This is a genomic window from Pedobacter psychrodurus (genome assembly GCF_032678585.1).
Classification (GTDB): domain Bacteria; phylum Bacteroidota; class Bacteroidia; order Sphingobacteriales; family Sphingobacteriaceae; genus Pedobacter; species Pedobacter psychrodurus_A.
The window spans coordinates 1-26,386 of sequence record NZ_JAVTSN010000037.1; the positions used below are offsets into that span (position 1 = coordinate 1).

At 39.1% G+C, this 26,386-nt stretch carries 26 protein-coding genes and 1 pseudogene; 12 read left to right on the top strand and 15 right to left on the bottom strand.

What is annotated here, in order from left to right:
- Positions 1 to 525 precede the first annotated feature (525 nt).
- Entirely contained in the window at positions 526 to 1,482 is a 957-nt protein-coding gene (locus R2S57_RS21440) for a lipid A deacylase LpxR family protein (RefSeq protein ID WP_316846993.1), read from the top strand.
- Positions 1,483 to 1,492: 10 nt separating this feature from the next.
- A complete protein-coding gene (locus tag R2S57_RS21445) occupies positions 1,493 to 2,602 on the top strand; it encodes an acyloxyacyl hydrolase (RefSeq protein WP_316846994.1) in 1,110 nt (369 codons plus the stop codon).
- Here R2S57_RS21445 and R2S57_RS21450 read toward each other — a convergent pair.
- From R2S57_RS21450 to R2S57_RS21465, 4 genes are all read right to left on the bottom strand, one after another.
- A complete protein-coding gene (locus R2S57_RS21450; RefSeq protein WP_316846995.1) occupies positions 2,599 to 2,958 on the bottom strand; it encodes a CoA-binding protein in 360 nt (119 codons plus the stop codon). The genes R2S57_RS21445 and R2S57_RS21450 overlap by 4 nt on opposite strands.
- 40 nt (positions 2,959 to 2,998) lie before the next feature.
- A complete protein-coding gene (locus R2S57_RS21455; RefSeq protein ID WP_316846996.1) occupies positions 2,999 to 3,466 on the bottom strand; it encodes a DinB family protein in 468 nt (155 codons plus the stop codon).
- Positions 3,467 to 3,499: 33 nt separating this feature from the next.
- Positions 3,500 to 5,041 carry an NAD(P)/FAD-dependent oxidoreductase gene (locus R2S57_RS21460; RefSeq protein ID WP_316846997.1) on the bottom strand — a complete coding sequence of 514 codons (1,542 nt, stop codon included), beginning with the start codon at positions 5,039 to 5,041 and terminating at the stop codon, positions 3,500 to 3,502.
- A gap of 98 nt (positions 5,042 to 5,139) precedes the next feature.
- A complete protein-coding gene (locus R2S57_RS21465; protein ID WP_316846998.1) occupies positions 5,140 to 5,451 on the bottom strand; it encodes a hypothetical protein in 312 nt (103 codons plus the stop codon).
- A 138-nt stretch (positions 5,452 to 5,589) separates the two neighbouring features.
- On the opposite strand from R2S57_RS21465, the gene R2S57_RS21470 reads away from it, so the two are divergent.
- The 5 genes from R2S57_RS21470 to R2S57_RS21490 all read left to right on the top strand — a co-directional run bounded on the left by R2S57_RS21470 (position 5,590) and on the right by R2S57_RS21490 (position 8,543).
- Positions 5,590 to 6,171, top strand: a complete 582-nt coding sequence (locus R2S57_RS21470) for a LemA family protein (RefSeq protein ID WP_055907879.1) — start codon at positions 5,590 to 5,592, stop codon at positions 6,169 to 6,171.
- 82 nt (positions 6,172 to 6,253) lie between these two features.
- The gene (locus tag R2S57_RS21475; RefSeq protein WP_316846999.1) at positions 6,254 to 6,697 is read left to right on the top strand and encodes a TPM domain-containing protein; all 444 of its coding nucleotides are present in this window, start codon (positions 6,254 to 6,256) and stop codon (positions 6,695 to 6,697) included.
- 3 nt (positions 6,698 to 6,700) lie between these two features.
- Positions 6,701 to 7,474 carry a TPM domain-containing protein gene (locus R2S57_RS21480; RefSeq protein ID WP_316847000.1) on the top strand — a complete coding sequence of 258 codons (774 nt, stop codon included), beginning with the start codon at positions 6,701 to 6,703 and terminating at the stop codon, positions 7,472 to 7,474.
- 85 nt (positions 7,475 to 7,559) lie between these two features.
- Positions 7,560 to 7,949: a hypothetical protein gene (locus R2S57_RS21485; RefSeq protein ID WP_316847001.1), complete on the top strand. Its 390-nt coding sequence runs from the start codon at positions 7,560 to 7,562 to the stop codon at positions 7,947 to 7,949.
- Between the two features lie 45 nt (positions 7,950 to 7,994).
- Positions 7,995 to 8,543, top strand: coding sequence for an NUDIX hydrolase (locus R2S57_RS21490; RefSeq protein ID WP_316847002.1), 549 nt, complete (start codon positions 7,995 to 7,997; stop codon positions 8,541 to 8,543).
- Positions 8,544 to 8,600: 57 nt separating this feature from the next.
- Here R2S57_RS21490 and R2S57_RS21495 read toward each other — a convergent pair whose 3' ends face one another.
- A complete protein-coding gene (locus R2S57_RS21495) occupies positions 8,601 to 9,629 on the bottom strand; it encodes a S41 family peptidase (protein ID WP_316847003.1) in 1,029 nt (342 codons plus the stop codon).
- A 17-nt stretch (positions 9,630 to 9,646) separates the two neighbouring features.
- Positions 9,647 to 11,413: a S41 family peptidase gene (locus tag R2S57_RS21500; protein WP_316847004.1), complete on the bottom strand. Its 1,767-nt coding sequence runs from the start codon at positions 11,411 to 11,413 to the stop codon at positions 9,647 to 9,649.
- Positions 11,414 to 11,625: 212 nt separating this feature from the next.
- Here R2S57_RS21500 and R2S57_RS21505 point away from each other — a divergent pair, with 212 nt between their 5' ends.
- A complete protein-coding gene (locus tag R2S57_RS21505; RefSeq protein WP_316847005.1) occupies positions 11,626 to 12,669 on the top strand; it encodes a sensor histidine kinase in 1,044 nt (347 codons plus the stop codon).
- Positions 12,666 to 13,385, top strand: a complete 720-nt coding sequence (locus R2S57_RS21510) for a LytTR family DNA-binding domain-containing protein (protein ID WP_316847006.1) — start codon at positions 12,666 to 12,668, stop codon at positions 13,383 to 13,385. The genes R2S57_RS21505 and R2S57_RS21510 overlap by 4 nt, the downstream gene beginning before the upstream one ends.
- 101 nt (positions 13,386 to 13,486) lie before the next feature.
- On the opposite strand, the gene dnaA is transcribed toward R2S57_RS21510, so the two are convergent.
- The 3 genes from dnaA to R2S57_RS21525 form a co-directional block, all read right to left on the bottom strand.
- The gene (dnaA, locus tag R2S57_RS21515; protein WP_025145530.1) at positions 13,487 to 14,917 is read right to left on the bottom strand and encodes a chromosomal replication initiator protein DnaA; all 1,431 of its coding nucleotides are present in this window, start codon (positions 14,915 to 14,917) and stop codon (positions 13,487 to 13,489) included.
- Between the two features lie 554 nt (positions 14,918 to 15,471).
- Positions 15,472 to 17,019, bottom strand: coding sequence for a methylmalonyl-CoA mutase (locus tag R2S57_RS21520; protein ID WP_316847007.1), 1,548 nt, complete (start codon positions 17,017 to 17,019; stop codon positions 15,472 to 15,474).
- A gap of 189 nt (positions 17,020 to 17,208) precedes the next feature.
- Positions 17,209 to 17,739, bottom strand: a complete 531-nt coding sequence (locus R2S57_RS21525; RefSeq protein ID WP_316847008.1) for a hypothetical protein — start codon at positions 17,737 to 17,739, stop codon at positions 17,209 to 17,211.
- A gap of 92 nt (positions 17,740 to 17,831) precedes the next feature.
- On the opposite strand from R2S57_RS21525, the gene R2S57_RS21530 reads away from it, so the two are divergent.
- Positions 17,832 to 18,185, top strand: a complete 354-nt coding sequence (locus R2S57_RS21530) for a HesB/IscA family protein (RefSeq protein ID WP_238415818.1) — start codon at positions 17,832 to 17,834, stop codon at positions 18,183 to 18,185.
- Between the two features lie 157 nt (positions 18,186 to 18,342).
- Positions 18,343 to 19,572 carry an ABC transporter permease gene (locus R2S57_RS21535; RefSeq protein WP_316847009.1) on the top strand — a complete coding sequence of 410 codons (1,230 nt, stop codon included), beginning with the start codon at positions 18,343 to 18,345 and terminating at the stop codon, positions 19,570 to 19,572.
- Positions 19,573 to 19,797: 225 nt separating this feature from the next.
- Here R2S57_RS21535 and R2S57_RS30585 read toward each other — a convergent pair.
- From R2S57_RS30585 to R2S57_RS21565, 5 genes and pseudogenes are all read right to left on the bottom strand, one after another.
- Positions 19,798 to 20,534, bottom strand: a pseudogene (locus R2S57_RS30585) (tyrosine-protein phosphatase).
- Between the two features lie 17 nt (positions 20,535 to 20,551).
- Positions 20,552 to 21,109, bottom strand: a complete 558-nt coding sequence (locus tag R2S57_RS21550; RefSeq protein WP_316847012.1) for a hypothetical protein — start codon at positions 21,107 to 21,109, stop codon at positions 20,552 to 20,554.
- Positions 21,110 to 22,132, bottom strand: a complete 1,023-nt coding sequence (galE, locus tag R2S57_RS21555) for a UDP-glucose 4-epimerase GalE (protein WP_316847013.1) — start codon at positions 22,130 to 22,132, stop codon at positions 21,110 to 21,112. It abuts the gene before it with no gap.
- Between the two features lies 1 nt (position 22,133).
- Complete coding sequence (locus tag R2S57_RS21560; protein ID WP_316847014.1) at positions 22,134 to 23,162, bottom strand: UDP-glucuronic acid decarboxylase family protein; 1,029 nt, start codon at positions 23,160 to 23,162, stop codon at positions 22,134 to 22,136.
- Positions 23,163 to 23,206: 44 nt separating this feature from the next.
- Complete coding sequence (locus R2S57_RS21565) at positions 23,207 to 24,520, bottom strand: UDP-glucose/GDP-mannose dehydrogenase family protein (RefSeq protein ID WP_316847015.1); 1,314 nt, start codon at positions 24,518 to 24,520, stop codon at positions 23,207 to 23,209.
- 135 nt (positions 24,521 to 24,655) lie between these two features.
- On the opposite strand from R2S57_RS21565, the gene R2S57_RS21570 reads away from it, so the two are divergent.
- Complete coding sequence (locus R2S57_RS21570) at positions 24,656 to 25,888, top strand: 3-deoxy-D-manno-octulosonic acid transferase (protein ID WP_316847016.1); 1,233 nt, start codon at positions 24,656 to 24,658, stop codon at positions 25,886 to 25,888.
- Here the strand turns inward: R2S57_RS21570 and R2S57_RS21575 are convergent.
- The gene (locus R2S57_RS21575; protein ID WP_316847017.1) at positions 25,866 to 26,372 is read right to left on the bottom strand and encodes a gluconokinase; all 507 of its coding nucleotides are present in this window, start codon (positions 26,370 to 26,372) and stop codon (positions 25,866 to 25,868) included. The genes R2S57_RS21570 and R2S57_RS21575 overlap by 23 nt on opposite strands.
- Between the last annotated feature and the right edge of the window lie 14 nt (positions 26,373 to 26,386).

Consider the following 26,386-nt stretch of genomic DNA (forward strand, 5'->3'; position numbering starts at 1 on the left):
GATCTCCTGCGCCATCCTTTCATTCAAAACCCTTCCTCCGAAGCGGGATGCAAAAGTAGGGAATTTTAACGTACCCGCAAACAAAATATCACTATAAGTACACAGTTTAAGGTAAGTGCATGGTTTTCAACAGGAAAAAATATCGGACAGGCCAAAACTTTTTGAAGAAATAGATGTTTAGGGGCTGCCGCCCCCCAGGCTTCCGAAGTTTCGCCTGCGCACAGCCGTTTGAAAATCAGGAAGTCTTTGCCAGATAAACCCGACCATAGTGGAAAACCCAAAGGTGAGGAACGAACCGAGGATTTGGAACAAAGGGCGGGACTGTACTTATATAGTAGCACCGCGCCTGCTTTGCTAAAAAAGAGAATGTAGTCTCTGGCTTTAGCATTCCGAAATTCCCCTTACGCTTGGCCCATTTAAACTTCGGAAGTCAATTCCTCCTAACCTATATAGTAACACTGAAATTTCGAACAATATTTAATACTTTTATAACTTTATTAAAATCATCCCAAAAAAATGAAATTGATGCTCAAACTATACCTTTCTCTGCTTTTTATCAGCATAGTTGAAATTAGTTATGCCCAAAATTACAAAAATGAACTTGTTGTCATTTCCGAGAACGATGCTTATATAGACATCACCAGCGATCGTTACTATACAAACGGTGCATTCATTAAATTTAGGCATGCCCTAAATGGAGAAAATTTAAAACCAGGAAGAAACAAAGAAATCATCGGTTTTGAACTTGGTCAGAAAATTTACAATCCTTATTACAGTTTTGTACCAAATCCTGCGCTTCAGGACCGTCCTTTTACCGCTTATCTTTATGGGGAAGCAAATTATAGCCGGTTTTACGCAAATAAGCAAATGCTTAAAGTTTCTGCACAGCTAGGGGTTACAGGAAAAGATGCTTTTGGTGAAAAATTTCAAAAGGCATTTCATAAACTGGTAGGCCAGAATCAAATTGAAGGCTGGGAATATGGCTTAAACAGCGAACCTACATTAAACTTAGGCATAGAGTATAATAAACTTTTAGTTACTACTAATAATAAGATATTCGATATAACAGGAACAACTTCGGCTGCTGTTGGCAATGTAATTACCAAAGCTAACCTTGGTGCGATGTTCCGATTGGGTCGATTTAATGATATGGATGGTTCTGCGGCCTTTAACAGTTTAGTAAATAACAACAATACCAATAAAGCGCAACGCAAATACGAGCTTTTTTTTTCGGTGAGTCCGCAATTACATGCTGTTGCTTTTGATTCCAGTTTGCAGGGCGGCTTGTTTTTGGAGGACAAAGGACCAATCACCTTTAAACCTAAACCTATTGTTTTTACCACGCAGGTAGGTTTAACTTTTGCCATTGCCCGCTGGACAGCCAATTATACCGCCACCTTCACTTCGAACGAAGTTAAAAAAAGTGCCACGGGTTACCGCTATGCCTTTTATAGTCTCGCTTATCGTTTTAGTAAAAGCTAATGATATCCTCATGAAAAAACAACTACTCTCATTTATTCTTATTATTGGTAGTACATGCTTTACCAGAGCACAAATTGCGCCTGAAAATCATTCGATTATCCTGAAGCCTATATTTGGAACACATGTAAATAGTGATCAAGGACATTTGTTTCAAGACCAGATTACAGGTTTTGATGCGGCTTATTTTAATGATATTAGCCAGAACAGTGATAAATGGATCGGGTTCATTGGCGCAAAATCGTATGGCATCGGCTTTATTTTCAGGGATCTGAGCAAATTAAAGGGCACAAAAGATACTTCGGCAAATGCTTTTGGACAAGTATATGGCCTGGTGGCACAGATGGATTTTCGATTGTTTACAATTGGGAAGGTTAAATTTAATTTTACGCCGGGTGTTGGCTTGGGTTATACGAATAAGTATTATTTCAATAATACCAAAAACAGGTTTCTGGGAAGCCCGATTAACGAAACCATTAAAGCCGATTTAGGCATGGAACTCCCGCTAAGCAAATATGCTGATTTAATGGCAGGTTTCGGTTTTTTACATGTATCGAATGGAGGTGCCACAGTTCCAAATGGCGGCCTAAATACCGGAAATGTTTATGTTGGGCTTAAATTAAACAATCCGAAAACATTAACGGCTGAGCGGAAAAGCACATACACCACGCTGCAAAGAAATGCTATCGAAATCAGTGCAGGTATAGGTGCAAGAGGGGTATTTGCCGATAGAACGAAAAGTTTATACAAAAGTGGATTATATGCGGGTTACAACTTTTACCTGCACGATGTAATATCGCTTAAAGCAGGTGCAGATGCCGTTTATTATTTCAGCATCTTCGATCCAAATAATTATGTTAGAACCTTCCAGAATTATGGTACTTCATATGATAAGTGGCGCACAGGCATAAGCATTGGCGCTGACATTAATTTATGGCGCTTAACCGTTGCTGCACAGATCGGAAAATATATACACTACAACAGATTAATGGAAAAAGCATCCTGGTATTGGACCTTCGGTCCTACTTTTAACATTACACCGCACCTGGGCTTACAAGCCAAAACTTACATGCATTTTGCTCAGGCAGATTATGTAAACTGGGGTGTTGTGTACAGATTTTAATATTGACCAGTACTTAACAACACTAAGGTACAGGCTTCAACAGGCTCGATATCGTGCTGATCCAATAATTTTTCGAGTTCGTAATTCTCCGTTCCGGGGTTGAAAATTACGCGCTTTGGCTTTGTTGCCAGGATATAATCGTGATATTGTGCTTGTAAAGGTGGGCCAATATATAAAGTTATGGTATCGATATCGTTATGGATATCACCAGGTTTTTCAATTTCTACACCTGCAACCTCTCCCCTTTTTATACCTACATTCACAATATCGTGATTGAAACGTTTGAGCATATTGGCTGCTTTGTAGGCATATCTTGAAGGATCAGGCGATGCGCCAATGATTAATGTCTTCTTCATTGTTATTAAATTGATTACACAGGTTTAAGGATTAAACAAATTAAAATTTTGAAAGCAATGCAATCTGGCCGGAATGGTATGCGTGGTGTTGTGCCAAACCGTTTACAAGTTCGATATTGCTTACCCCTGTTCCTAAAGCAGTACTTCCTCCGCTCTTCAATTCATCATCCCACTGGTTATCTTTTATGGCTTCACAAACCCTGATGAGTTCCTCATTGGCCACTTTAAAGTTAAAAATAATTCTTTCCCAATCTTTTGGCGTTCTACCTTCAGGCTCCGGCCAATCGCCCATTGCAGGCTCCTCAGCTGGCTTACCAGTTAATCTGGAAGAAACTTCTTCTGTCCACGCCGTTAAATGCAAAGCAATTTCAGCAATAGAATGTGCATCTGGAACAAAATGACTAAATGCACTTTCGGGATTTACGTTATTTAGCGTTTGCATTACATGGTTACCATGCCAGGCATCGCCATTAAAGGCTTTTTTAATTTCGTTGGTGATATTAAACATACCAAAACAACAATTGGTATAATATAAAGTTTGTTATGATGCGCTTAATATTGCATTCGCACAGTTAATTCCATCTATTGCGGCAGATACAATTCCACCTGCATAACCGGCACCTTCTGCACAGGGATATAACCCTTTTACCTGAGGATGCTGATAGGTTTCTTTATCCCTTGGAATCCTAACCGGCGATGATGTTCTACTTTCAACACCAACCAAAATGGCTTCATTGGTATAATAACCCCTAATTTTTTTTCCAAACAAAGGCAATGCCGCGCGCAAACTATCAGATACAAAATCGGGCAGAATGTTATCGAGCATCGAACTTTTGGTACCTGGGAGATAAGAATTCTTGGGCAGATCGATCGATAATTTATTATTCACAAAATCGACCATGCGTTGTGCAGGGGCAACCAAATTGCCACCGCCAGCTTCGAAGGCTCTTTTTTCAATTTCTGATTGAAAATGCAACATCCTGAGCGGATCGTAACCCTGAACATCATCTAAGGTAACCTGAACCACTGTTCCAGAATTGGCATAAGGGTTGTTCCGCTTAGATGGCGACCAACCGTTAACCACAATTTCATTTTCACCTGTGGCACATGGAGCAATAATACCTCCCGGGCACATGCAAAAAGAAAATACACCCCGGGCACCGACCTGCTCTACCAAACTATAATAGGCCGGTGGTAAAAATTCTGATCGGATATCGCAATGGTATTGTGCCGAATCTATAATCTCCTGAGGATGTTCTATCCGTACCCCTAAAGCAAAAGGTTTGGCCTCGATCAGGATATTCTTTTTATTTAACAATTCGTAAACATCTCTTGCTGAATGACCTGTTGCCAGGATAATATCATCGGCCAACAACTTGTCCTGAAAATTAATCTCTATTCCTTTTACTTTGCCAAATTCGATTAAAATATCGGTCATTTGGCTATCGAACATTACTTCACCCCCAGCATTTAAGATGGTGTCTTTTATGGAAGTAATGATATGTGGCAGTTTGTTGGTACCAATGTGCGGACGGGCATCGATTGCGATATCGGGCTCTGCGCCATGGTTTACAAAAACCTGAAGCACCTTGTTAATGTCGCCACGTTTATTAGACCGTGTATATAATTTACCATCAGAGTAAGTACCTGCACCACCTTCGCCATAACAATAATTGGATTCGGTATTTACCAAACCTTGTTTATTAATAGCAGCCAGATCTCTACGGCGTTGCTTTACATCTTTACCACGTTCGATAATAATGGGTTTTAAGCCATTTTCGATACACTGAAGGGCCGCAAATAAACCTGCCGGACCAGCCCCGATAATAATCACAGCCTTAGCTGCACTTACATTTGGATAGTTGATGGTATACACTTCCGGAATGGCTTCTTCATCCACAAAAACCTTTACCTGGAGACGAAAAATGACTTTCCGCGAACGGGCATCAATAGATCTTTTCAGGATTTCAAAGCCTTTGATCCTGGATTCAGGTAATTTTAAGGCTTCAGCTAGTTTTTGGTTGACTAACTCAGTTTGCTCTACCTCATGAGGGAGCAACGTAATTTCGATGTCTTTTTGCATATCATGTCAGGTTTTTATCCCGAACGGTACAAAGATAGGTAACTATCAAGAAAAATTGATACTATTTAACATGCTGTTACAAATGCTTAATAAACGCCCTAAAATAATTCACTTATCCGGAAAGCAATTACGGTATTCCATAGGCTTTTTTGTTCCCGCTCTACCTCCTGCCCCGATGAAACCAGTGCAAAAAGCAAGCACACCATAAAATAAGGATATCCAGTGCTTAAACCGGGGGCATCCGTCCGATCGGGTTTAATTAGGTTGATTCTGCTACTATGTCGATTTTCCGTGCCACAGCCTGAAGTTATTAGCCTCGCTACTAATAAAAGCGAAAGACCTTGCACTTCAAATAAAAAAACGAGATTTAAATCGCTAGATGTTAAACGCTCATAAACAAAATCTTCCATTTCAATCTATCCAGAACCCTTACCTGGCTTGTCAACCTGGCAGATAATTAACGAAACTGTAACAAAGGCATACAATTTGATATCTAATTCGTAAATTGACCATAATTCAGTTTGATTATAAAGACAAAAACCATAAAAATGAAAAGATTAATATTTGGAATTCTTGCCGCCGTTATTGCGGTTAGCACTTTAAGCTCATGCGGATACAATAGCATGGTTAAATTGGATGAGAACGTTAAATCGAAATGGGGAACCGTACAAACCCAGTATCAAAGAAGGGCAGATTTAATCCCAAATTTGGTAGCTACTGTAAAAGGTGCAGCCAAATTTGAACAGGGTACTTTAACTGCAGTGACTGAAGCCCGTGCTAAAGCAACGCAAATGACGGTTAAAGCCGACGAATTAACACCAGAAAACATTCAGAAATACCAGGCCGCTCAAGGACAATTGAGCCAGGCTTTGGGTAAATTACTGTCCATTACCGAAAACTATCCTGAGTTAAGGGCTACCCAACAGTTTAGCGATTTATCTGCTCAGCTAGAAAGTACCGAAAACAGGATTACAGTTGCCCGTAAAGACTTTAACGATGCAGTACAGGAATATAATGGCAAAATCAGATCATTCCCTACCAATTTAACAGCTGGAATGTTCGGTTTTAAACCTAAGGGATATTTCGAGGCCGATGCTTCTGCAAAAGATGCACCCAAAGTAGAATTTTAATATTCTCCACAATATATAAGGGTAGTGAATGTTTACTTAACTGAACATTTATTACCCTTTTTACTTCATATAAAATAAACACATGTCGTTATTTTCAGATATTGAACAAGAAAAAATAGCAGATACCATCTCCAGCGCCGAAAAAGCAACTTCAGGAGAAATCAGGATCGCTATTGATAAACATTGTGAAGGTGATCCATATGAAAAAGCTACCGAATATTTTGCCAAGCTGGATATGGATAAAACAGCCAAAAGAAATGGCGTGCTAATTTATCTGGCACATGCAGATCATAAATTTGCCATTATTGGCGACGTTGGGATTCACCAGTTGGTACCTGAAAATTTTTGGGAAACTACTAAAATTGCCATGACAGCACATTTTGCAAAAGGCAATTTGGCTGATGGCATTATTGCCGGGGTAGCATTGGCAGGAGAGAAACTAGCCTTATTTTTTCCTCCTCAAAAAGGCGACATTAATGAATTGCCAAACGATATCGTTTTTATGGATAACCTAGAGGACAAATAAGCGATGAAAAAAATATTCCTTTTATCATTATTCACTTTATTATTCACTTTCGGTTTTGCGCAGGATTTCCCAGAAAAGCCCGGTACTTTGGTTAATGATTATGCCAATGTATTGTCTTCTGAACAAAAACAAGCGCTGGAAAGTAAATTGGTAACTTTTAGCGATTCGTCCTCTACACAGATTGCCATAGCCATATTAAAATCGGTAGGCGATTACGACATCAACGAATATGCAGTAGAGTTGGGTAGAAAATGGGGCGTTGGTCAAAATGGCAAAAATAACGGGATCATGATCGTTGTTGCTGTTGGCGATAGAAAAATTTCCATCCAAACCGGTTATGGTTTAGAAGGGGCCTTACCTGATATTTATGCCAAACGTATTATCGATAACGACATTAAGCCCAATTTTAAAGCAGGCAACTATTATGCAGGTCTGGATGAGGGTACTACATCGATTATAAAATACACCAGGGGTGAATATAAAAATGACAATCCAAAAGCTTCTTCAAAGAAAGGTGGCTCAGGTAGTATTATCATTATCATCATTATTGTAATTGTGATCATCATCATCATGCGAAAAGGTGGCGGAGGCGGAAGCGAAGTAATTGGCGGACGTGGCGCATCTAACGCTTTATTTTGGGCCATGCTTTTTGGAAGCGGTGGCGGTGGTCGAAGCAGCGGCGGCTGGGGAGGTGGTTCTTCTGGCGGAGGTGGCGGAGGATTCGGCGGCTTTGGTGGTGGGAGTTTTGGCGGAGGAGGCTCTAGCGGAAGCTGGTAGTCCATAGTCCATAAGTTGGAGCCTTTTCCCGTTCGAACGTTACAAAACATTCCAACTTTGCAACAATTTTAACATTACAACCCTAATGTATAGAAGAGATTTAATTACAGCAGAAATTCAGAAATTGGCCCAGGTTTTGGCCCGCATTATGGGACTCAAATTGGAGGGCAAATTAGCAGAGGCCAATCAAATTTTCGACGAAACCATGGAGAGTGGTTTTCTGTTGCCTAAAGAAATTCTTGAAAGCGAAGATCTGACGATTTTTGAAAACTGGTTAACTGAAGGGAATCTCCCGCCAGAAAAACTCGATTCGTTAAGCGAATTTCTGTATTACGAGTTAGGCGTGAGTCAGGATCGCAATCAAACCATTGCGCCAAAACTTAATTTAGTTTATCAATACTTGTCAGATCAGCACAAGATTGTACATTTGGTAAACCTGCACCGCCAGAAAACAATACAACAGTATATCAGTTAGGAGTTGGCAGTTTTTAGTTTTAAATAAACTCAATTAACATCAATAATGATTATAGAAAAGTGGCAGAAACTTGCCTCTAAATATTTAGTACGCGAGCAGTGGGCTACCTTACGGGTAGATGAAGTGAAACTTCCGGGCGGTGTGATAAAAGACGACTATTATGTTTTAGAATATCCAAACTGGGTAAACGCGATTGCATTAACCGAAGAAGGAAAAATAATTATGGTGCGCCAGTACCGCCATGCAGCTGATATTGTTTCGCTCGAAGTTCCGGGAGGTGTAATTGACGGTGACGAAGCACCTGAGTTTGCCGTTAAACGTGAGCTTTTGGAAGAAACCGGTTACAGTTTTAAAACCTGTAAACTTATTGCCGAGCTTTACCCCAATCCGGCAACAGCCAACAATAGAACTTTCACCTACATTTTAACGGGTGGTGTTAAAACTCACGAACAGCATTTAGATGAACACGAAATATTAAATGTTGAAGAATATACCGTTGAAGAAGTTAAACAGTTGATCAAAGACAATAAAATTGCCCAAGCCCTACATGTTGCCGCTTTGTACTATGGCTTAGCCGAGCTGGAAAAACGTTAAACATAATCCATTTATAAATAAAAGCTCCTTAATCAAAAAATTAAGGAGCTTTTTTTATTAGCGAACAGTTTTCTTATTTAATACCTCATACGCCTTTTCAAGGTATAATTGTTTGTCTTTTCCCTCATCTCCACTAAGCCGACCAACTTTAACATCACCAACAAGGCCCACTCCAATTTCAGCATACTGGTTTAAATTCCTATCGATGGTAATGCCTTCGGTTAAGACCAAAAATGCGCCATCACTCAGCTTATGCTCCTGGTTTGCCGAGGTTAATCCATTTGTTTTGTTGCCAATTATGGTAGCATTTTTCTGTCCAACAAAAGATATCGCAGCAAATTCGGCACTACTGGCTGTTTTTTCGTTCACCAATACCGCAAGATTAAGATTCTTGATTTTTATTTTATCTGTTGTGAGCTTAAATAGATAAACAGCTTTTTTGTTTTCGAATAACCTGTCATCTTTAAAATTAAAAAAGTTGTTTTTCCCGCTCCTATCCATCCAGCCGATTACGTTAGATTGATCGAGCAAAGGTGCTATTGCAGCATACATGGGTGCAAACATCCCGCCTTCATTATCGCGCAGATCCAATATCCATCCTTTAGGCTTTTGAGCCGAAAGTTTTAACAGTTCAGCTCTGAAATGATTTACAAATTCGTTCCATTCATTCATATTGTAGCTATAAAATGCCGGCAAAGCAATATAAGCATAACGGTTTTCTAAAAATGCTGTCTGTATTTCTGGGAAAGGCAGTCCGCTTGCCCGGTAGCCTTTTACATAAGATTCAACAACTTCTGGCGTAAAAAATTTAGAATGTGAATCACCTAATTTTTCAAGTACATCTTTTATAATAGGATAAGTTTCTCTTATATTTTTAAACTTTGCAGCTTGTTCAGTTGCTTCCAGCTCAATTTTATCCCAGTTTATTTTATCGCTGTTTATTTTATCGCTGTTTACCGATCTGTTTTTTATAATCCTAAGTGCTTTTTCAATGTAAGTTTTAATACTGTCACTGCTTTCAATTTTGACTGTTGCGCCCGCTTTGAGAACAATCAATAGTAATAGTATTATAAGAATCTTTTTCATCATATATTTTTTAAAGGTTATTGAACAGATTTAATAGCAAAATTGAGTTGCGTATCCCTATCTGCGAGGATATCTTCAATTTTTGGTTTAATTATTTTATTAATTTTTACTCCTTTTCCCTGTGCAAGTGTTCCATCGGGATAATAAATGGCATTGCCTGTAAAATAGATATTGTAATTTCCGGGAATATTGATACATTTTTCATCACCATCTGCTCCCGCTGTTTGCTCACCGATGGTAATTGCGTTAGGGAATGTGTACTGCAAATTCATGGTATTCCACTCAGATAAACTTTGGGTATCCGAATTAACGATGATGCATACCTTGCCCGTATACCTAAAACTTTCAGCCTTTACCCCGTCAGGGTAGTAGGTAAAAGTGCCTGGTATTGAGGAAAAGCTTCCCAGATTTGTGGCATCAGCCTGAAAATACTGCCCAAAAAGATTATGCTGCATCGCGAATTTCTTATAGATGTAATGAAAAACAAAGCCACCCCAGCTGGGATAACCCCGCATATCGAAAATCATTCCTTTTTGTTTTGCAGCTAAATTTAAAATAGAGTCCATTTTTGCATCCAAATGATCCTCTTGTACATGATCTAAAAGCCCGCGTATTTTATCGATATTGAAGTAGGCGATTCCATCATCCATTACTTTAAATGGCAAAATATTTTCCTTAATTTTCAACTTGGCGGTCATATAATTATTGATCGCCTGGATACCGTTCCTGTTTTTTGAGGTTACAAAAGCGACCAAGAGTTCTTTTTTCTTTCCTGATGAAGAAACAGCTAAACGATACCGAGAAGAATCATTGCTCCACATCAGATTGGTAAGGTAATTGTTGAGTTTAAAAATTAAGGTATTCCGGTTAGAGGCAGAAAGTAGTCCCTTAAGTCCGTCGATCTTTTTGTTTACGGCTATTCCATTAATTGCCGTGATTAAATCGCCTGCCTTTATCCCTGCTTCCGCACAGAGATCCGGCACAATAATTCCGGTAACCAATATTTTGTTGTCGATAATCTGGTAGTCGAAAGGTGGATAATAGCTGTTTTTAAAAATTTCCTTTTTATAGGTTAAATTATCATAAAAGCGGTTATAAGCATGGGTATCGTTTAGTTTGGCCACAATTTTTAGCAGCAGCACCTCATAATCCATACGGGAAGCACAGTTTTTAAAAAGCAGGATATTGTTTTTCACTGTTTGGTCCCAGCTTTCATCCATTAAAGTTTTGTGCGGGTAGAGGTAATCGATCACGCCCTGTAACTTGGCCAGCGCCAATAGCCGCATGCCCAAAGGCAGGTTGATGGAATCCGGGAATTTGTATTTCCGTTCATTGGGGATTTCAGCAGTGTAGTTCAATGCAGGAACATAATGTTTGCCAACAGTATCACGGTGCTTGTAAACACCCATTAGCTTATTTTTTAGTTCGGTGTTGATCAGTACATTATTCATATACCATTGATGGAAAGAGCCCATTTTTAAAACAGGTAAATCACCATTTTTTAGATTTTCTGCGTCGTTTCCAAGATCAGTAACCATCTCCATCAAAAATGTATTCAGTTCGGCTTTACGATGAATATGATCCAAAAGACTTTGCTTTTTCATAAAAATAGCGTCGGCATCTTCTTTCCCTTTGGTAAACTTGGGATGATAGTATTTCAGAAAATTCCATGTTTTAAAAAACAGAAAGTATTTTTCGGTTTCGTTTATCGGCTGTGCCTTGGCCTGATAACAAACAGTTACAAGCAGCAAAATATAAACTGAAGATTTTAATATATTTTTCATTTCCTGGTGATTAATTTTCTTCAAAGTTGCAGTAGAAAGAATAAGTGCAAAGGATGCAATTGACCAAAGCCTTTATTTCATTGACGAACCGCCAATTGATCAAAAAAGGGTTTCACTGCTTAAATTTCGGCGTTGGTGTATAAAAACAGTGCTTTCATACTTTTTAGTACAGCCTTATAATGGGATTGTATTATTTTTAACAAATTTCGGAGATGAAAAAAGCACATTTTACCTATTTACATATCGGCTATTGGCTTATCTTATGGCTCAAAGAACTACTCTTTGGGTTCCAGACCTTTAATATTGGCGATCTCAATTTCGCAAGTATTGCCTCTACACTCAGTGTTAAGCTCATCACGCTTCTTTTTCCAATCTGCATTTTTTACACCAACTTTCTTGTGCTGGTGCCGATGTTTGCAAGGAGAAAAAGGATCATTCTCTACGTTATATCGCTCATCATCCTATTTTCGCTGCTGGCCCCTATCCACAAATATGTATATGCCACCCTGCTTCCCCAAAAATTTAGCTGGTACTCTTATGTTTATTTAGATAAACTCAATTTCTGGCTGTCTTTTCAAACGCTGTTATTTGAAAATTATGTGTATATATTTTTCAGCATTGCCATAAGTTATGTTGGCGAATATTTCGAAACACAGAAAAAACAGCAGGAACTTGCAAAAGAACAGGCTGTAACAGAACTGGCCTATTTAAAATCGCAGATCAATCCTCATTTTTTATTCAATACCCTCAACGATATTTATGCACTTACCTATCAAAAAGCGAAAGAGGCACCAGAAGCAGTATTAAAATTATCAGAACTTTTACGGTACATGCTTAAAGAAAGCAACGATCGGTTCGCACCGATTGAAAGAGAAATAATTTATCTAAAAAATGTAGTTGAACTCTATGAAATCGGACAAAAAGGGATTGCTTATATCGATCTGGAGATTAATGGTGATGAAGCTGGAAAAGAAATTGCTCCGCTGATTTTGATCAACTTTGTAGAGAATGCTTTTAAACACGGAATAGTAAACGATGCCGAAAATCCGGTAAAGATTAATCTTTCCATCAATGAAAGTGACTTTAACTTTGAAGTTTCCAACAAAAAAAACAACGATTATAAGGATAAAACCGGAGGAATAGGCTTAGCCAATGTACAGAGAAGGCTGGCACTGATTTACCCCGATCGGCACAAACTTGTGATTACCGACGAAAATGATACTTTTACCGTTAACCTGAATATTAAAAATATATGATCCGTTGCGTAGTTGTTGATGATAAGCCACTGGCTATCGATATATTGAATGATTATATCAGCAAAATCCCAGATCTCACGCTGGTTTTTAGCGGCACCAACCCATTAGAAGCCCTGGAATATGTTATGAAAAAGCAAGTAGATCTTGTTTTTCTGGATATACAAATGCCCCAGCTCAACGGTGTTCAGTTTATGAAAATCGTTAATGATAAATGTCAGATTATCTTAACCACGGCCTATGCCGAATATGCCCTGGATGGTTTTGAAAACAACGCGATTGATTACCTGCTCAAACCGGTATCTTTCGAACGTTTTTATAAGGCTGTACAAAAAGCCATACGCCATTTCAGTTTGGCAGAACCCGTTCAACCTCTTATTCATTATCAACCTACCGAACCTGAAAACGATTTTATTTTTGTAAAAACAGAATACAAACTGGTTAAGGTAAATATGGATGATATCCTGTTCGTAGAAGGCATGCAAAATTACGTCTCCATTCAAACCACGACAGATAAAATTTTATCCCTTCAGAATATCAAAAAAACAGAAGAACAACTTCCTAAAAAGCAGTTCATCAGGGTACATAAATCCTATATTGTTGCAGTAAAAAAGATCAGTAGCATCGAAAGAAGCAGAATATATATCGGCGAAACGATTATACCTCTTGGGGATGTTTACAAAGAAGAATTTTATAAAGTGATAGAGGGAAAACAATAAAGGCCTGGTAAAATACCTGGCCTTTATTGTTGCATAAACACTTGAACATGGATGAAAGGTTTTAATTTAAACCCTTTTACCCTTCTATCCCTGAACTTGGTTTAGCTCATTTTTAATTTCTTTTGGATATCGTGTACGTATGCTTTAAACTTCTTATCAGTATCGATTAAATCTTCTACTGTTTGGCAAGCATAAATTACGGTACTGTGATCGCGACCGCCGAAGAATGCACCGATCGTTTTCAACGATGACTTTGTATGACTTTTAGAAAGGTACATCGAAATCTGACGTGCCTGAACAATTTCGCGTTTACGTGTTTGCGATTTAACCATATCAACAGGAACCTCGAAATACTCACAAACCAATTTCTGGATGTATTCCATTGAAATTTCCTTCGAAGTATTTTTGATAAAGTTTTTCAACATCTGTTTAGCAAGGGCCAAATCGATTTCTTTTTTATTCAATGTAGCCTGCGCCAAAAGCGATACCATAGCACCCTCCAGCTCACGAACATTGTTATCTATATTGTGTGCAACATATTCTACAACCTCGCCAGGTAACTCAATACCATCAGCATACATTTTCTTTCTTAAAATAGCAATACGCGTTTCTAAATCCGGAATCTGCAGATCCGCAGATAAGCCCCATTTGAAACGGCTTAACAAACGCTCTTCCAAGCCAGCCAAATCTTTCGGTGCTTTATCAGATGTTAAGATCACCTGTTTGCCTGATTGATGTAAGTGGTTAAAGATATGGAAGAAAATATCCTGTGTTTTTTCTTTACCTGCAAAGTTGTGCACATCATCCATAATGATCACATCCATTGCCTGGTAAAAGTTAACGAAATCGTTAATGGTGTTGTTTTTTAATGAGTCTACAAACTGCTGGCAGAATTTCTCACAGCTTACATAGATCACCAGCTTATCTGGCATGCTGCGTTTAATCTCGTTACCGATTGCCTGCGCCAAATGCGTTTTACCCAAACCTACTCCACCGTAAATCATTAATGGGTTAAAAGACGTACCTCCTGGTTTAGCTGCTACAGCGTAACCTGCAGAACGTGCCAGGCGGTTGCAATCTCCCTCAATATAATTTTCGAAAGTATAGTTCGAGTTTAATTGTGGATCAACATTTAATTTTTTTAATCCCGGGATAATAAAAGGGTTTTTAATATCCTTATTAATGGAAACCGGAATTGGCATCGATTGTACCTTTGCCTCCGCTCCATTTCCATTTGAGGGCATATTGGTAGTATAAGGATTACCGCTGTTTGATGATTTATCTACAACGATATTATATTCCAACCTGCCATCCTCTCCAAGTTGCTTTTTTACAGTCTTACGTAGCAAGCCTACATAATGTTCTTCAAGCCATTCGTAAAAGAACAAACTTGGCACCTGTATGGTTAAAACCTTACCTTCCAATTTAAGGGCTGTTATTGGCTCGAACCAAGTTTTGAAACTTTGGTTCGGAATGTTGTCCTTAATAATTTGAAGACAGTTCTTCCACACTTCTGTACAAGTTTTTTCCATTGCGATTTCTTTAATTTATTGGTTTACAGTGCCGATTCGGATTAAAGGGATGGTCCGTTTCGGGACTACGAATATTGAGAAAATTATCAACATTTTAAACAAAAATTTCAAATAAATCGTAACGTACTGATAAGGAATATAGTAGCCCGCTTAACCTCAATTTTTTATGTTGATAACTATTTATTAACACTGGTTATCCACATTAACGTTTATTTAACATGGATCACTCCGATTAATTTCAAATCGTTATTGGAAAAGCAAATTCCAAGCCATTATGATCATGAATTAAGTTTTTTAGCACCTATTCCCAACTAAAAAACTGAAAATCAGATAAATAACTAACACAAACAAACATCATTTTAATCTTATCAATTCAATCTTTTTTAATTTAACATCTTATTCTTTGTTTTCGTATGAATTTTACGACAGCTTAACCCCTTATTTAAGTATTACGGAATAGTGGTTTTGTTTATTTATTTCCAAAACAGCATAAATAGATTTTAACGCCAAAGAAGGCAAATACCAAAGCCTTTGCAGTTTGATATCAACCCTGTTTAATAGATGCCAAAACGAGCTCTAAATACATCGGCAATTTCGCCAAGTGTAGCATACTTTTCAACCGCATCAATAATGAGTGGCATCAGGTTCGTTTCGCCTTGGGCAGCTTCACTTAAGTCATGCAATGCCTTTTCTACAGCTGCATGATCCCGGGTGGCTTTTAACTGATCAAGCTTTTCGGATTGCAACTTACGGATGGAGTCGTCTACATTGAAAACTTCGGTTAAACCCTCTTCCTCTTGCGTAAACTTATTTACGCCTACTGAGATCCTTTCACCACTTTCAATTTCCTTTTGATATTGATAAGAAGCACTGGCAATTTCATTTTGCATATAGTCGCTCTCAATAGCATTAACCGAACCACCCATGGCATCTATCCGATCGATATAAGCCCATGCAGCAGCTTCCACCTCATCGGTTAAGCTCTCCACAAAAAATGATCCCGCCAATGGATCCACAGTGTCGGTAACACCGCTCTCGAAGGCAATAATTTGTTGAGTGCGCAGTGCAATCTTGGCAGCCGATTCGGTTGGCAATGAAAGTGCTTCGTCATAACCGTTGGTATGTAACGACTGTGTGCCACCTAAAACCGCAGCCATGGCTTGGTTGCTTACCCTGATGACGTTATTTAATGGTTGTTGCGCTGTTAAGGTAGAACCACCGGTTTGCGTATGAAACCGCAGCATTTGGGCTTTCTCATCTGTTGCACCTAAATCTTTGGTAATTTTTGCCCACATGCGCCTTGCTGCCCTAAATTTTGCGATCTCTTCGAAGAAATTATTGTGGCAGTTAAAAAAGAAAGATAAACGTTTTGCAAATACATTAATATTTAAACCCTTGTCTAAAGCGGCCTTTAAATAGGTTTTCCCATTGGCGAGTGTAAAAGCAAGTTCTTGTACTGCAGTAGATCCGGCTTCGCGGATATGGTAACCAGAAATAGAAATGGTATTCCATTTCGGCACTTCTTTACTACAGAACTCAAAAATATCAGTGATCAAACGCATCGACTGCTTTGGCGGATAGATGTAAGTTCCCCTCGCTGCATATTCTTTTAAGATATCGTTTTGAATAGTACCTGAAATCTGCTTTAAATCTGCACCTTGTTTTTTAGCCAATGCAATGTACATGGCCAGCAAAATTGAAGCAGTAGCATTGATTGTCATCGAAGTAGTAATATCTTTCAACTCAATACCATCGAACAAAATCTCGATATCCTTTAACGAATCAATAGCTACACCAACTTTTCCTACTTCACCATCGGCCATTTCATGATCAGAATCGTAACCGATCTGTGTAGGAAGATCGAAAGCAACCGATAAACCCGTTGTTCCCTGAGCCAATAAATAATGATAACGTTTATTCGATTCTTCAGCAGTCGAAAAACCGGCATACTGCCGCATGGTCCATAAACGGCCACGGTACATATCCCGCTGGATTCCTCTGGTAAAAGGAAATTCGCCGGGCAACTCTTCCATTGGCTTCGCCTCCGTATACAAGGCCTTAATTTCAATGCCCGAAGTGGTAGTATGTTTTTTATCGCTCATATATTTGGTTCATTGGTTCATAAGCCACTAGTTCATTACCCCGGTGTTGTTGGTTAACTGTATATACTGGTTAATTGGTTAACTGCATCCAGTGGTTAATTGTTGAAACTGGTTAATCGGTTAATAGTAAAATTGGGTAAGAACCGGATTTCAATTAACCGATTTAAACGATTAACCAGTTAACCTCAATCAAAACAACCTATGGATATCTTTTTTGATCAGCTCAATCGTTAAATCATATGGGTTTTCATCTATGCTGGCCATGTGCTGTAAAACAGCTTTGCTCAGTTCGATCCCATTTGCATCAGCAGGCAATCCCTGTACGGCATTATTGATCATGGCAATGGTATCGTCTTTTAGTTTACGTACTACATTCCAGGTTACGCTATCTACATATAATTGCTGTGTGATGTTATGCTGATATTCTGAACGCACTTCATTTAAGATGCCAGCCTGAAGCGTTGCGATGGCAATTCCTTGTTGGTGCAGGCGCACAAGTAGGTTTGCAGGGTTAACCCGGTCGATAAAAATGATTAAACGCTCATGTGCCTGTAACCGCAAGGGTAAAAGATGTGTCCTGCTTTCTTTATTCAATTCAATGGTTTTTAAGTCGAAAAAACGTTGGATATCACTCTTTAAGATATAATAAACGGCCATTAACGCAGCGAAAATGCCTGCAAATAAGATCACTACATCAATTAAAATCTGTTGGGTATTCATAAGTATTGTTTAATTACGGTAATATTAACGAACCGTTAAAAGCAAAAATGTGCATTATTATTTATATTTGTAACAGATAAAATTTAAATAACATGAGCACAACAGTTGATACAGCATTTGCACCAGTTACTTTTTCAGAAGGAGCAGCTAAAGAGTTATATAAATTAAAAGATCAGCAGGAGATTAGCGAAGATTACGGATTACGCGTAGGCGTAGAAGGTGGCGGTTGTGCTGGCATGAATTATATCTTAGGTTTCGATCAGAGAAAAGATGGCGATCAGGAATATTTCATTGATGGCATTAAAGTTTTCATGAACAAAGCACACCAGATGTACTTAATGGGCATGATGATCGATTGGCAGGATGGATTAAATTCACGTGGTTTTACCTTTGTTAACCCGAATGCTACCAGCACCTGTGGCTGTGGTACGAGTTTCTCGGCATAAATAAAATATTATTGTAACATATAGTGCGGTCCCCTTGTCTAAACATCGGGACTTTTTTTATTTTTACACATAAAGGTTTAAGGCAAAAGGTGTAGGGTATAGGGTAAATCCTATCTTCATACTTGATACTCGATACTTGACTTGATACTTACAATAAATGAATTACAGAGAAAACATCAGACTGGCATTAGAATCTATTAAAGGTAACCGCTTGCGTACCATGCTTACCGCCTTGATTATTGCCATTGGTTTAATGGCTTTGGTTGGGATTTTAACCACGCTTGATGCTGTAAAGAAAAGTATGACCGATGCTTTTAGTAGTATGGGTGCCAATTCATTTACCATCAGGAACCGCGGTACAGGGATCAGGATTGGAAACGGTAAACGGCCTAAACCCTTTAAAGCTATCCGTTACGAAGATGCTGTTAAGTTTAAAGACAGTCTGAACACCCCGGCAACCGTAGCTGTAAGCGTTTTCGCCAGCGGAGGTTCTACCATCAAATACGGCAGTTTAAAAACCAATCCCAACATCAATGTTCAGGGGATTGATGAAAACGGTTTGGCTTCTCAAGGACTAAATCTATCACAGGGAAGAAATTTTAGTGTTTCTGAAATACAACTGGGCAGCAACGTTTGTATCGTTGGTGGTGAGGTGGTTGAAAAATTGTTCAAAGATGCTGATCCTTTAGATAAACTGATCAACGTAGGCAACAACCGTTTCAAAATTGTAGGTATCTTAGAGAAAAAAGGATCGAGCATGGGCTTTAGTGGCGACAGGGCCGTTTACGTTCCCTTGTTAAAAGCAAAACAGATTAATGCCAATGCAAATCCTTCCTATACCATAACAGTAATGGTTCCCAGCAACGAAATGCAGGAGAATATTATCGGCGAATCTACAGCCTTATTCAGGAATATCCGGAAGGTAAAAATAAGTGAAACCAACAATTTCGAAATCACCAAGAGTGATGCCATTGCCCAAACCCTATTCGAAAATCTTGCTTTTGTGGCCATTGGCGGTGTAGCGATCGGAATTATTACCTTAATTGGTGCTTCGATCGGATTGATGAATATTATGCTCGTTTCGGTTACCGAACGTACCCGTGAAATTGGGATCCGTAAAGCAATTGGCGCAAATCCTAAGGTAATCCGCCGTCAGTTTTTAATTGAAGCAGTGGTCATCTGTTTAATAGGTGGTGTGTTTGGTATCTTCCTCGGCATTGTATTGGGCAACCTGATTTCGCTCGCCATGGGCGGTTCTTTCCTGATTCCCTGGCTCTTTATCATCGGCGGCTTTGTACTGTGTGTGTTGGTAGGCATTCTATCCGGATACTATCCTGCAAAAAAAGCATCCAAGTTGGATCCTGTAGAGGCATTGAGGTACGAGTAAATTGGTTCACTAGTTCATTGGTCAATGGTTCATTAGTTCATGGCAGTAGCCCAGAGGTTCATTAGTTCATAGTTAAGCCTAAAGGTAAGTTGCTAAAATCAATTGTAACGAATTGCTACCATCATCTGCCATGAGCCATTTAAGCTATGAACCATTAAACTATTAACCAATCAAGATGTGCTATATGCCCAGACCAATGAACTAATGACAAATGAACCAATGAACCTAAAGAAGTGCATTATTCAACTGATGCTGTGTAAGCAACTGTTGCATTAGCGGCGTACTGAGGCTATCCTCTAGTGCGGCGGCATGTTTTAAATGGTGCATATCGCTCCCTATAAAATCAACCATATGGTTTTCGGCCATTTCTTCTGCCACTTTTTTTGCACCAGAACCATAGTAACCTGTTAAGGCGATGCTGTTCATCTGTAACAAACAGCCTGTTTCCCTGATTTGGTGATAACTTTCAAAAGAATTATAATAATAAGGGTATCTTTCGGGATGAGCGAGAACAGGTTTATATCCGGCATCTTGCATCACTTTAATAAAATCGATCAGGTTTTGGGGGGCATTGATATAAGAGAGTTCGAATAAAACATAGTTCTCACCAAAAGTAAGCACCTCTTTTTGCCTGATTTTTTTTTCAGAGTTTCATCCAGATAATATTCGGCAGCGGCATCAACTTCTAAATCGAGTGCTGCTTCCTGCAAGCCTTTCCGTAACGTATCCAGCCCACGGTTAATGGTATCGGGTGTGTTCCGGAAATAATCGGCCATAATGTGTGGTGTGGCAATCAGCTTCTTATATCCTAAAGCTTTAAACTTTTTGGCCAAAAGCAAAGAATCCTTAATGTTTTGTGCACCATAATCAATACCTGGAATAATATGCGAATGCATATCCGTTCCGATCTCAGAGAAATTAAATTCGGGTGCTATTTTTTTCTTTTTAAATAATCCGAACATCGTGGTAGGTTGTAGCTTTAACTGATCTCCTTTGGCAGATTACTGGCCTCTGCCGCACCGGCCAGTTTAGAGGAATAGATTTTATCGAGCAAATGATTTAAGTCTTCACTTAAATCGAACTGCAGATCTTCGTGCAGTTTTTTGAATTTATTTAGGGTTACCGCGACCGTTTTCAAGTAAAATATACTAAAAAGCATCATAAAATCGCGGTAACCAAAAATTGATTTTTTATAGTCGAAAGGGATAGCATTGAGGATATACAGTTTCAGCTCTACCTCTCCAACCGGATCTTTGGTCACTTTATAAAAATGGTTAACCGATGTAATCATTTTCCTTACTTTTACTAAGGCTTCTTTGGCATTTAGTTTTTTCAGTTCCAGAATCTGTTCATCTACATCGGCTTTAATCTTTTCTTTGCGGTCTTCCAGATCAGTTTCATCCTCTAATAATTTATAATGAAGATGTTCTGTGAGCACTTTGTCTTTGGCCACCAAACGCAACAACAGCTTGTCTTTTTCTTTTACAGGCAGTTCTGTTATAGCAGCTTTTAAATCTTTGTGCTCAGCTAACTTCATCTAAAAAGGATTGGCCTTGATGTATTTTTCCCACTCCCATGCAGAGCGCATCATCTCATTGATATCAAGCGCCGCTTTCCATCCCAGTTCTTGATTCGATTTCGTTACATCTCCATAAATCTGAACAATATCGCCTGCTCTTCTTGGACCAATCTTATAATCGAGTTTTTCTCCGTTTACCCTTTCAAAGGCTGAGATAATTTCTAAAACAGAAGAGCCTTTTCCTGTACCAATGTTGAAAACATCGTAATTGGTTGCAGCTTTTCCTTCTTCTAATCTTTTAATGGCTGCAACGTGTGCTTTTGCAAGATCAACCACATGAATATAATCGCGGATGGCGGAACCATCAGGAGTATTGTAATCATTTCCATAAACGGTAATCGGGCCACGTTTGCCGATAGCCGACTGGGTAATAAAAGGAACAAGGTTTGCAGGCACTCCATTTGGCAGTTCGCCGATCAGCGCCGTTTCGTGTGCGCCAACTGGATTGAAATAACGCAAAGCGATAATGTTTAAATCTGGGGTTACTGCAGCAGTTTCTGCCAATATTTCTTCGGCAATCTGTTTGGTATTTCCATAAGGAGATTCTGCTTTCTGCACCGGAGCAGCTTCTGTAACGGGCAGCGTTTCTGGCTGGCCATAAACGGTACAAGAGGAAGAAAACACGAAATTAATCTTTCTGTTAAACGATGTTAACAGGTTAATCAAACCGTAAAAATTATTTTTGTAATATTTTAAAGGTTGCTCTACCGATTCGCCTACAGCTTTTGAGGCTGCAAAATGGATAATTCCATCAATATTGGTATGGTTTTCTGCAAATTCCTGAACAGCTTTATCATCCTGCAGGTCGATTTCATGGAAATCGAACCATTTGCCAGTGATGGCATGAAGCTGGGTTAAAATTTTAATATTCGAGTTCGAAAGATTATCGATAATTACAACTTCATATCCTGCGTTGTGTAACTCTACGGCTGTGTGCGAACCTATATATCCTGTTCCACCAGTAACTAATATTTTTGCCATTTTAACGGTTAAATGTGGTAAAATCTTTATGATCTATTTTCTCCAAAGCCTCTGCAGGCAATGATTTAAAATATTCGTATGTAATTTTCAATCCTTCAGCACGGCCAATCTTTGGTTCCCATCCCAATATCGCTCTCGCCTTGGTAATATCGGGCCTACGTTGTTTAGGGTCATCCTGCGGAAGCTCCCGGTATACAATTTTCTGTGTAGTGCCTGTTAATTTGATAATTTCTTCGCAGAACTGTTTAATGGTAATTTCATCCGGGTTACCAACATTTACGGGCTGGGCATAATCACTCATCAGTAAACGGAAAATCCCTTCAATCAGGTCATCAACATAACAGAAAGAACGGGTCTGACTTCCATCCCCAAAGATAGTTAAATCTTCTCCTCTGAGCGCCTGTCCGATAAAAGCAGGTAAAACACGGCCATCATTCAGTCGCATTCTTGGTCCGTAAGTATTAAAGATTCTAACAATCCGGGTTTCTACACCGTGGAAGGTATGGTAGGCCATGGTAATGGCTTCCTGAAAACGTTTGGCTTCATCGTAAACACCACGCGGTCCAACAGGATTTACATTGCCCCAGTATTCCTCTGGTTGTGGATTTACACTCGGATCGCCATACACTTCAGAAGTTGAAGCAATTAACATCCGGGCATTTTTGTTCCGCGCTAAACCCAAAAGATTATGCGTACCTAACGAACCTACCTTAAGGGTTTGAATTGGGATTTTAAGGTAATCGATTGGGCTTGCTGGTGAGGCAAAGTGCAGGATATAGTCGAGCTGACCAGGAATATGTACAAATTTGGAAACATCGTGGTTATAAAACTCGAAATTTTCTAATTTGAACAAATGTTCAATGTTCGCCATATCACCGGTAATCAGGTTATCCATTCCGATCACATGGTAACCTTCTTTCACAAAACGATCACAAAGGTGTGAACCCAAAAATCCGGCTGCACCTGTAATCAATATTCTCTTTTTCGCCCCTAAATCCCCTGAAGGGGATTTTGTATTTATATCGTTCATTCTATCAGCTTTTTAAAGTTGTGTCACAACTCCCCGTTAGGGGACTAGAGGGTTAACAGTTTTCTACCTATGCTATTATAATAATAGCCAAGATCGATCATTTTTTGCAAATCATACAAATTTCGACCATCGAAAACCACTTTATTTTTTAACGTACTGTCTATTTTCTCAAAATCGGGGTTGCGAAAAACCGACCATTCTGTCGCAATCAACAGTGCATCAGCATTTTCCAAAGCCTCGTATTGGTTTTTAGCATAATTTACCTGATCGCCAATAATATTTTTAACATTCGCCATTGCTTCGGGATCGAACACGGTTACGCTTGCACCATTTTTAACCAGCGCATCAATAATATATAAAGATGGTGCTTCACGGATATCATCAGTTTCGGGTTTAAAAGCCAATCCCCAAAGGGCAAAATGTTTGCCTGTAATATTACCTTTATAATATTTAAGCACTTTATCAACCAAGATTGTTTTTTGACGCTCGTTAACCTCCATTACCGATTTCAGGATCTGAAAATCGTAGGCATAATCGTCAGATGATTTTACCAATGCCTGAACATCTTTCGGGAAACATGAACCTCCGTACCCTACACCAGGGAAAAGGAAACGTTTACCGATACGGTCGTCAGAACCTATACCTCTTCTCACTGCATCAACATCAGCACCAACCAGCTCGCAAAGATTGGCTACTTCGTTCATGAAAGTGATTTTTGTAGCCAGGAAAGAGTTTGCAGCGTATTTGGTCAGTTCAGAAGAACGTTCGTCCATAAAAAGAATCGGGTTTCCCTGACGAACATAAGGACCGTATAATTCGGTCATCAGTTTTTTCGCTTTTTCACTTTTTGTTCCCAAAACAACACGGTCGGGTTTCATAAAGTCATCAACCGCTACACCTTCCCTTAAAAACTCGGGGTTAGAAACCACATCTACTTCGATCGAGGTATTTTCGGCAAAAACGGCTTTAACCTTATCCGCAGTGCCAACCGGAACAGTCGATTTATTTACAATGACCTTGTATTCGGTAATCAGTTTGGAAATATCCTTTGCAGCACCTAAAATGTAAGAAAGATCGGCAGCACCATCTCCGCCCGGAGGCGTTGGCAAAGCCATAAAAATAATCTGCGCATCTTTTACGGCATCGGCAAGATTGGTGGTAAAGGTTAATCGTTCCTCCTCAATATTCCGATGGAACAAAAGGTCTAAACCAGGCTCATAAATCGGCACTTCCCCCGCCTGCATCTGTTTTACCTTTGCTTCGTTAATGTCGACACAAATTACATCATTTCCTGTTTCGGCTAAACAGGTTCCGGTAACTAAACCTACGTATCCGGTACCAATAACGGCTATCTTCATCTGTTGTATTTTATTTTAGCTGCTATGGAGTTATCATTAAAGCCTATTTATTGCATTGAATGTTAGGCTAAATTGCGATAGATCCATATATTTTTAAGCTTTTTAAATATATTCGTTTTATCTTGGCACGAAGATATGAAATTACTTTACATCATCGGAATCTGGACCTATACTTTACTCATCAGGATATTCTCTTTATTTAATCCTAAGGCTAAATTATTTATAACCGGGCGCAAAAATATCTTCAGCATAATTGCCCAGAAAATTAACCCTGCCGAAAAACATGTATGGTTTCATTTTGCATCATTAGGCGAATTTGAGCAGGGTCGGCCAGTTTTAGAAAAACTAAAAACACTTTATCCAGCCAAGAAAATCGTGGTCACTTTTTTTTCTCCTTCGGGATATGAAATCAGAAAAAATTATGCCCTGGCAGATGTATTTTATCTCCCGATAGATACTCCGGCTAATGCGAAACGTTTTATCGCAAACATTAATCCTGAAATGGCCATTTTCACCAAATATGAGTTTTGGCATTTCTATTTTAAAGAATTAAAAGACCAAGGTGTTCCTTTATATGTAATTTCAGGGATTTTTAGAGAAAGTCAGGCTTTTTTTAAATGGTATGGTGGCTTTTACCGCAATATCTTGAAGTCGGTTACCTACTTTTTTGTTCAAAATGAAGAAAGTAAAAGGCTTTTAAATTCAATTGGATTAAAAAACGTAATTATAAACGGCGATACACGTTTCGACCGTGTTTATGAAAATGCACAATCGCCGAAACAGCTCAGTCTCATCGAAAATTTTATTGGCAGCTCCCCTATCTTGGTATGTGGAAGCACCTGGCCAGAGGATGAAAAAATATTGTCGACCTTACCTGAAAAATATCCAGACTGGAAATTTATCATCGCCCCGCACGAGATCCACGAAAGCCATATCGAAAGTATTGAAAAACAGTTTCCGGTTGGCAGTGTTAGGTTTTCAGTTTTCAGTTCAGCCGATCAAATGCCAAACGCCGAACACCAAACGCTCATCATCGATAACATCGGCATGTTGTCTTCGCTCTATCAATACGGAAAAGTAGCTTATATAGGTGGTGGTTTCGGAACGGGAATACACAATACTTTAGAGGCTGCAGCATTTGGTATACCCGTAATTTTCGGACCTAAATACGATAAGTTTCAGGAAGCGAAAGATTTAATTGCCATAGGTGCGGCAAAAAGTATTTCTTCGCCCGAGGAAGTAATAAATGCTTTTAATGGCTTTATCGAAAATAAAACCGCGGCAGAGGAAGCTCGGAAATATGTGGCAGACAAAAAAGGGGCAACCGATCAGATTATTTCGATGATTACAAAATCAGATCAGCCTTAGCAATTTCTTCCACAATTTCGGGAATGCTTTGGTCGATCGAAACGGTTAATACATCCTGCTCATCAGCTTGTGGCTCTTCTAAGGTTTCAAATTGACTTTTCAATAAACTCGGGGGCATATATTGATGAGAACGTTTCACAATCCGATCGTGGATTAAATCGAAACTTCCTTTTAAATAAACAAATCGGATGGATGCATTATCGGTTCTTAACAGATCACGATAAGATTTCTTCAGTGCAGAACAAGCAATAATACAGGTTGTACCGTGTGCAGCATGCTCGCGGCCAACCTTGGCAATCAGCTGTAACCAGTCTAAACGGTCGGCATCTGTTAGGGGAATCCCGGCAGCCATTTTATCTACATTACGTTGCGAATGCAGGTTATCGCCATCAATAAATTCGGCATTTAACCTTGGTGCCAAAGCTTTTCCGACAACGGTTTTACCACTCCCCGAAACGCCCATCAAAATGATAAAATTCGCCATCTCTAAATCTAAAA

Bases quoted from the DNA above. Each gene is read 5' to 3' on its own strand.
- R2S57_RS21575 (WP_316847017.1), bottom strand. From the start codon at position 26,372: ATGGCGAATTTTATCATTTTGATGGGCGTTTCGGGGAGTGGTAAAACC.
- R2S57_RS21510 (WP_316847006.1), top strand. From the start codon at position 12,666: ATGATCCGTTGCGTAGTTGTTGATGATAAGCCACTGGCTATCGATATA.
- galE (WP_316847013.1), bottom strand. From the start codon at position 22,132: ATGGCAAAAATATTAGTTACTGGTGGAACAGGATATATAGGTTCGCAC.
- R2S57_RS21560 (WP_316847014.1), bottom strand. From the start codon at position 23,162: ATGAACGATATAAATACAAAATCCCCTTCAGGGGATTTAGGGGCGAAA.
- R2S57_RS21535 (WP_316847009.1), top strand. From the start codon at position 18,343: ATGAATTACAGAGAAAACATCAGACTGGCATTAGAATCTATTAAAGGT.
- R2S57_RS21450 (WP_316846995.1), bottom strand. From the start codon at position 2,958: ATGAAGAAGACATTAATCATTGGCGCATCGCCTGATCCTTCAAGATAT.
- R2S57_RS21565 (WP_316847015.1), bottom strand. From the start codon at position 24,520: ATGAAGATAGCCGTTATTGGTACCGGATACGTAGGTTTAGTTACCGGA.
- R2S57_RS21440 (WP_316846993.1), top strand. From the start codon at position 526: ATGCTCAAACTATACCTTTCTCTGCTTTTTATCAGCATAGTTGAAATT.
- R2S57_RS21460 (WP_316846997.1), bottom strand. From the start codon at position 5,041: ATGCAAAAAGACATCGAAATTACGTTGCTCCCTCATGAGGTAGAGCAA.
- R2S57_RS21500 (WP_316847004.1), bottom strand. From the start codon at position 11,413: ATGAAAAATATATTAAAATCTTCAGTTTATATTTTGCTGCTTGTAACT.
- R2S57_RS21520 (WP_316847007.1), bottom strand. From the start codon at position 17,019: ATGAGCGATAAAAAACATACTACCACTTCGGGCATTGAAATTAAGGCC.
- R2S57_RS21525 (WP_316847008.1), bottom strand. From the start codon at position 17,739: ATGAATACCCAACAGATTTTAATTGATGTAGTGATCTTATTTGCAGGC.
- R2S57_RS21490 (WP_316847002.1), top strand. From the start codon at position 7,995: ATGATTATAGAAAAGTGGCAGAAACTTGCCTCTAAATATTTAGTACGC.
- R2S57_RS21475 (WP_316846999.1), top strand. From the start codon at position 6,254: ATGTCGTTATTTTCAGATATTGAACAAGAAAAAATAGCAGATACCATC.
- R2S57_RS21480 (WP_316847000.1), top strand. From the start codon at position 6,701: ATGAAAAAAATATTCCTTTTATCATTATTCACTTTATTATTCACTTTC.
- R2S57_RS21485 (WP_316847001.1), top strand. From the start codon at position 7,560: ATGTATAGAAGAGATTTAATTACAGCAGAAATTCAGAAATTGGCCCAG.
- R2S57_RS21455 (WP_316846996.1), bottom strand. From the start codon at position 3,466: ATGTTTAATATCACCAACGAAATTAAAAAAGCCTTTAATGGCGATGCC.
- R2S57_RS21445 (WP_316846994.1), top strand. From the start codon at position 1,493: ATGAAAAAACAACTACTCTCATTTATTCTTATTATTGGTAGTACATGC.
- R2S57_RS21550 (WP_316847012.1), bottom strand. From the start codon at position 21,109: ATGAAGTTAGCTGAGCACAAAGATTTAAAAGCTGCTATAACAGAACTG.
- R2S57_RS21505 (WP_316847005.1), top strand. From the start codon at position 11,626: ATGAAAAAAGCACATTTTACCTATTTACATATCGGCTATTGGCTTATC.
- R2S57_RS21570 (WP_316847016.1), top strand. From the start codon at position 24,656: ATGAAATTACTTTACATCATCGGAATCTGGACCTATACTTTACTCATC.
- R2S57_RS21470 (WP_055907879.1), top strand. From the start codon at position 5,590: ATGAAAAGATTAATATTTGGAATTCTTGCCGCCGTTATTGCGGTTAGC.
- R2S57_RS21495 (WP_316847003.1), bottom strand. From the start codon at position 9,629: ATGAAAAAGATTCTTATAATACTATTACTATTGATTGTTCTCAAAGCG.
- dnaA (WP_025145530.1), bottom strand. From the start codon at position 14,917: ATGGAAAAAACTTGTACAGAAGTGTGGAAGAACTGTCTTCAAATTATT.
- R2S57_RS21530 (WP_238415818.1), top strand. From the start codon at position 17,832: ATGAGCACAACAGTTGATACAGCATTTGCACCAGTTACTTTTTCAGAA.
- R2S57_RS21465 (WP_316846998.1), bottom strand. From the start codon at position 5,451: ATGGAAGATTTTGTTTATGAGCGTTTAACATCTAGCGATTTAAATCTC.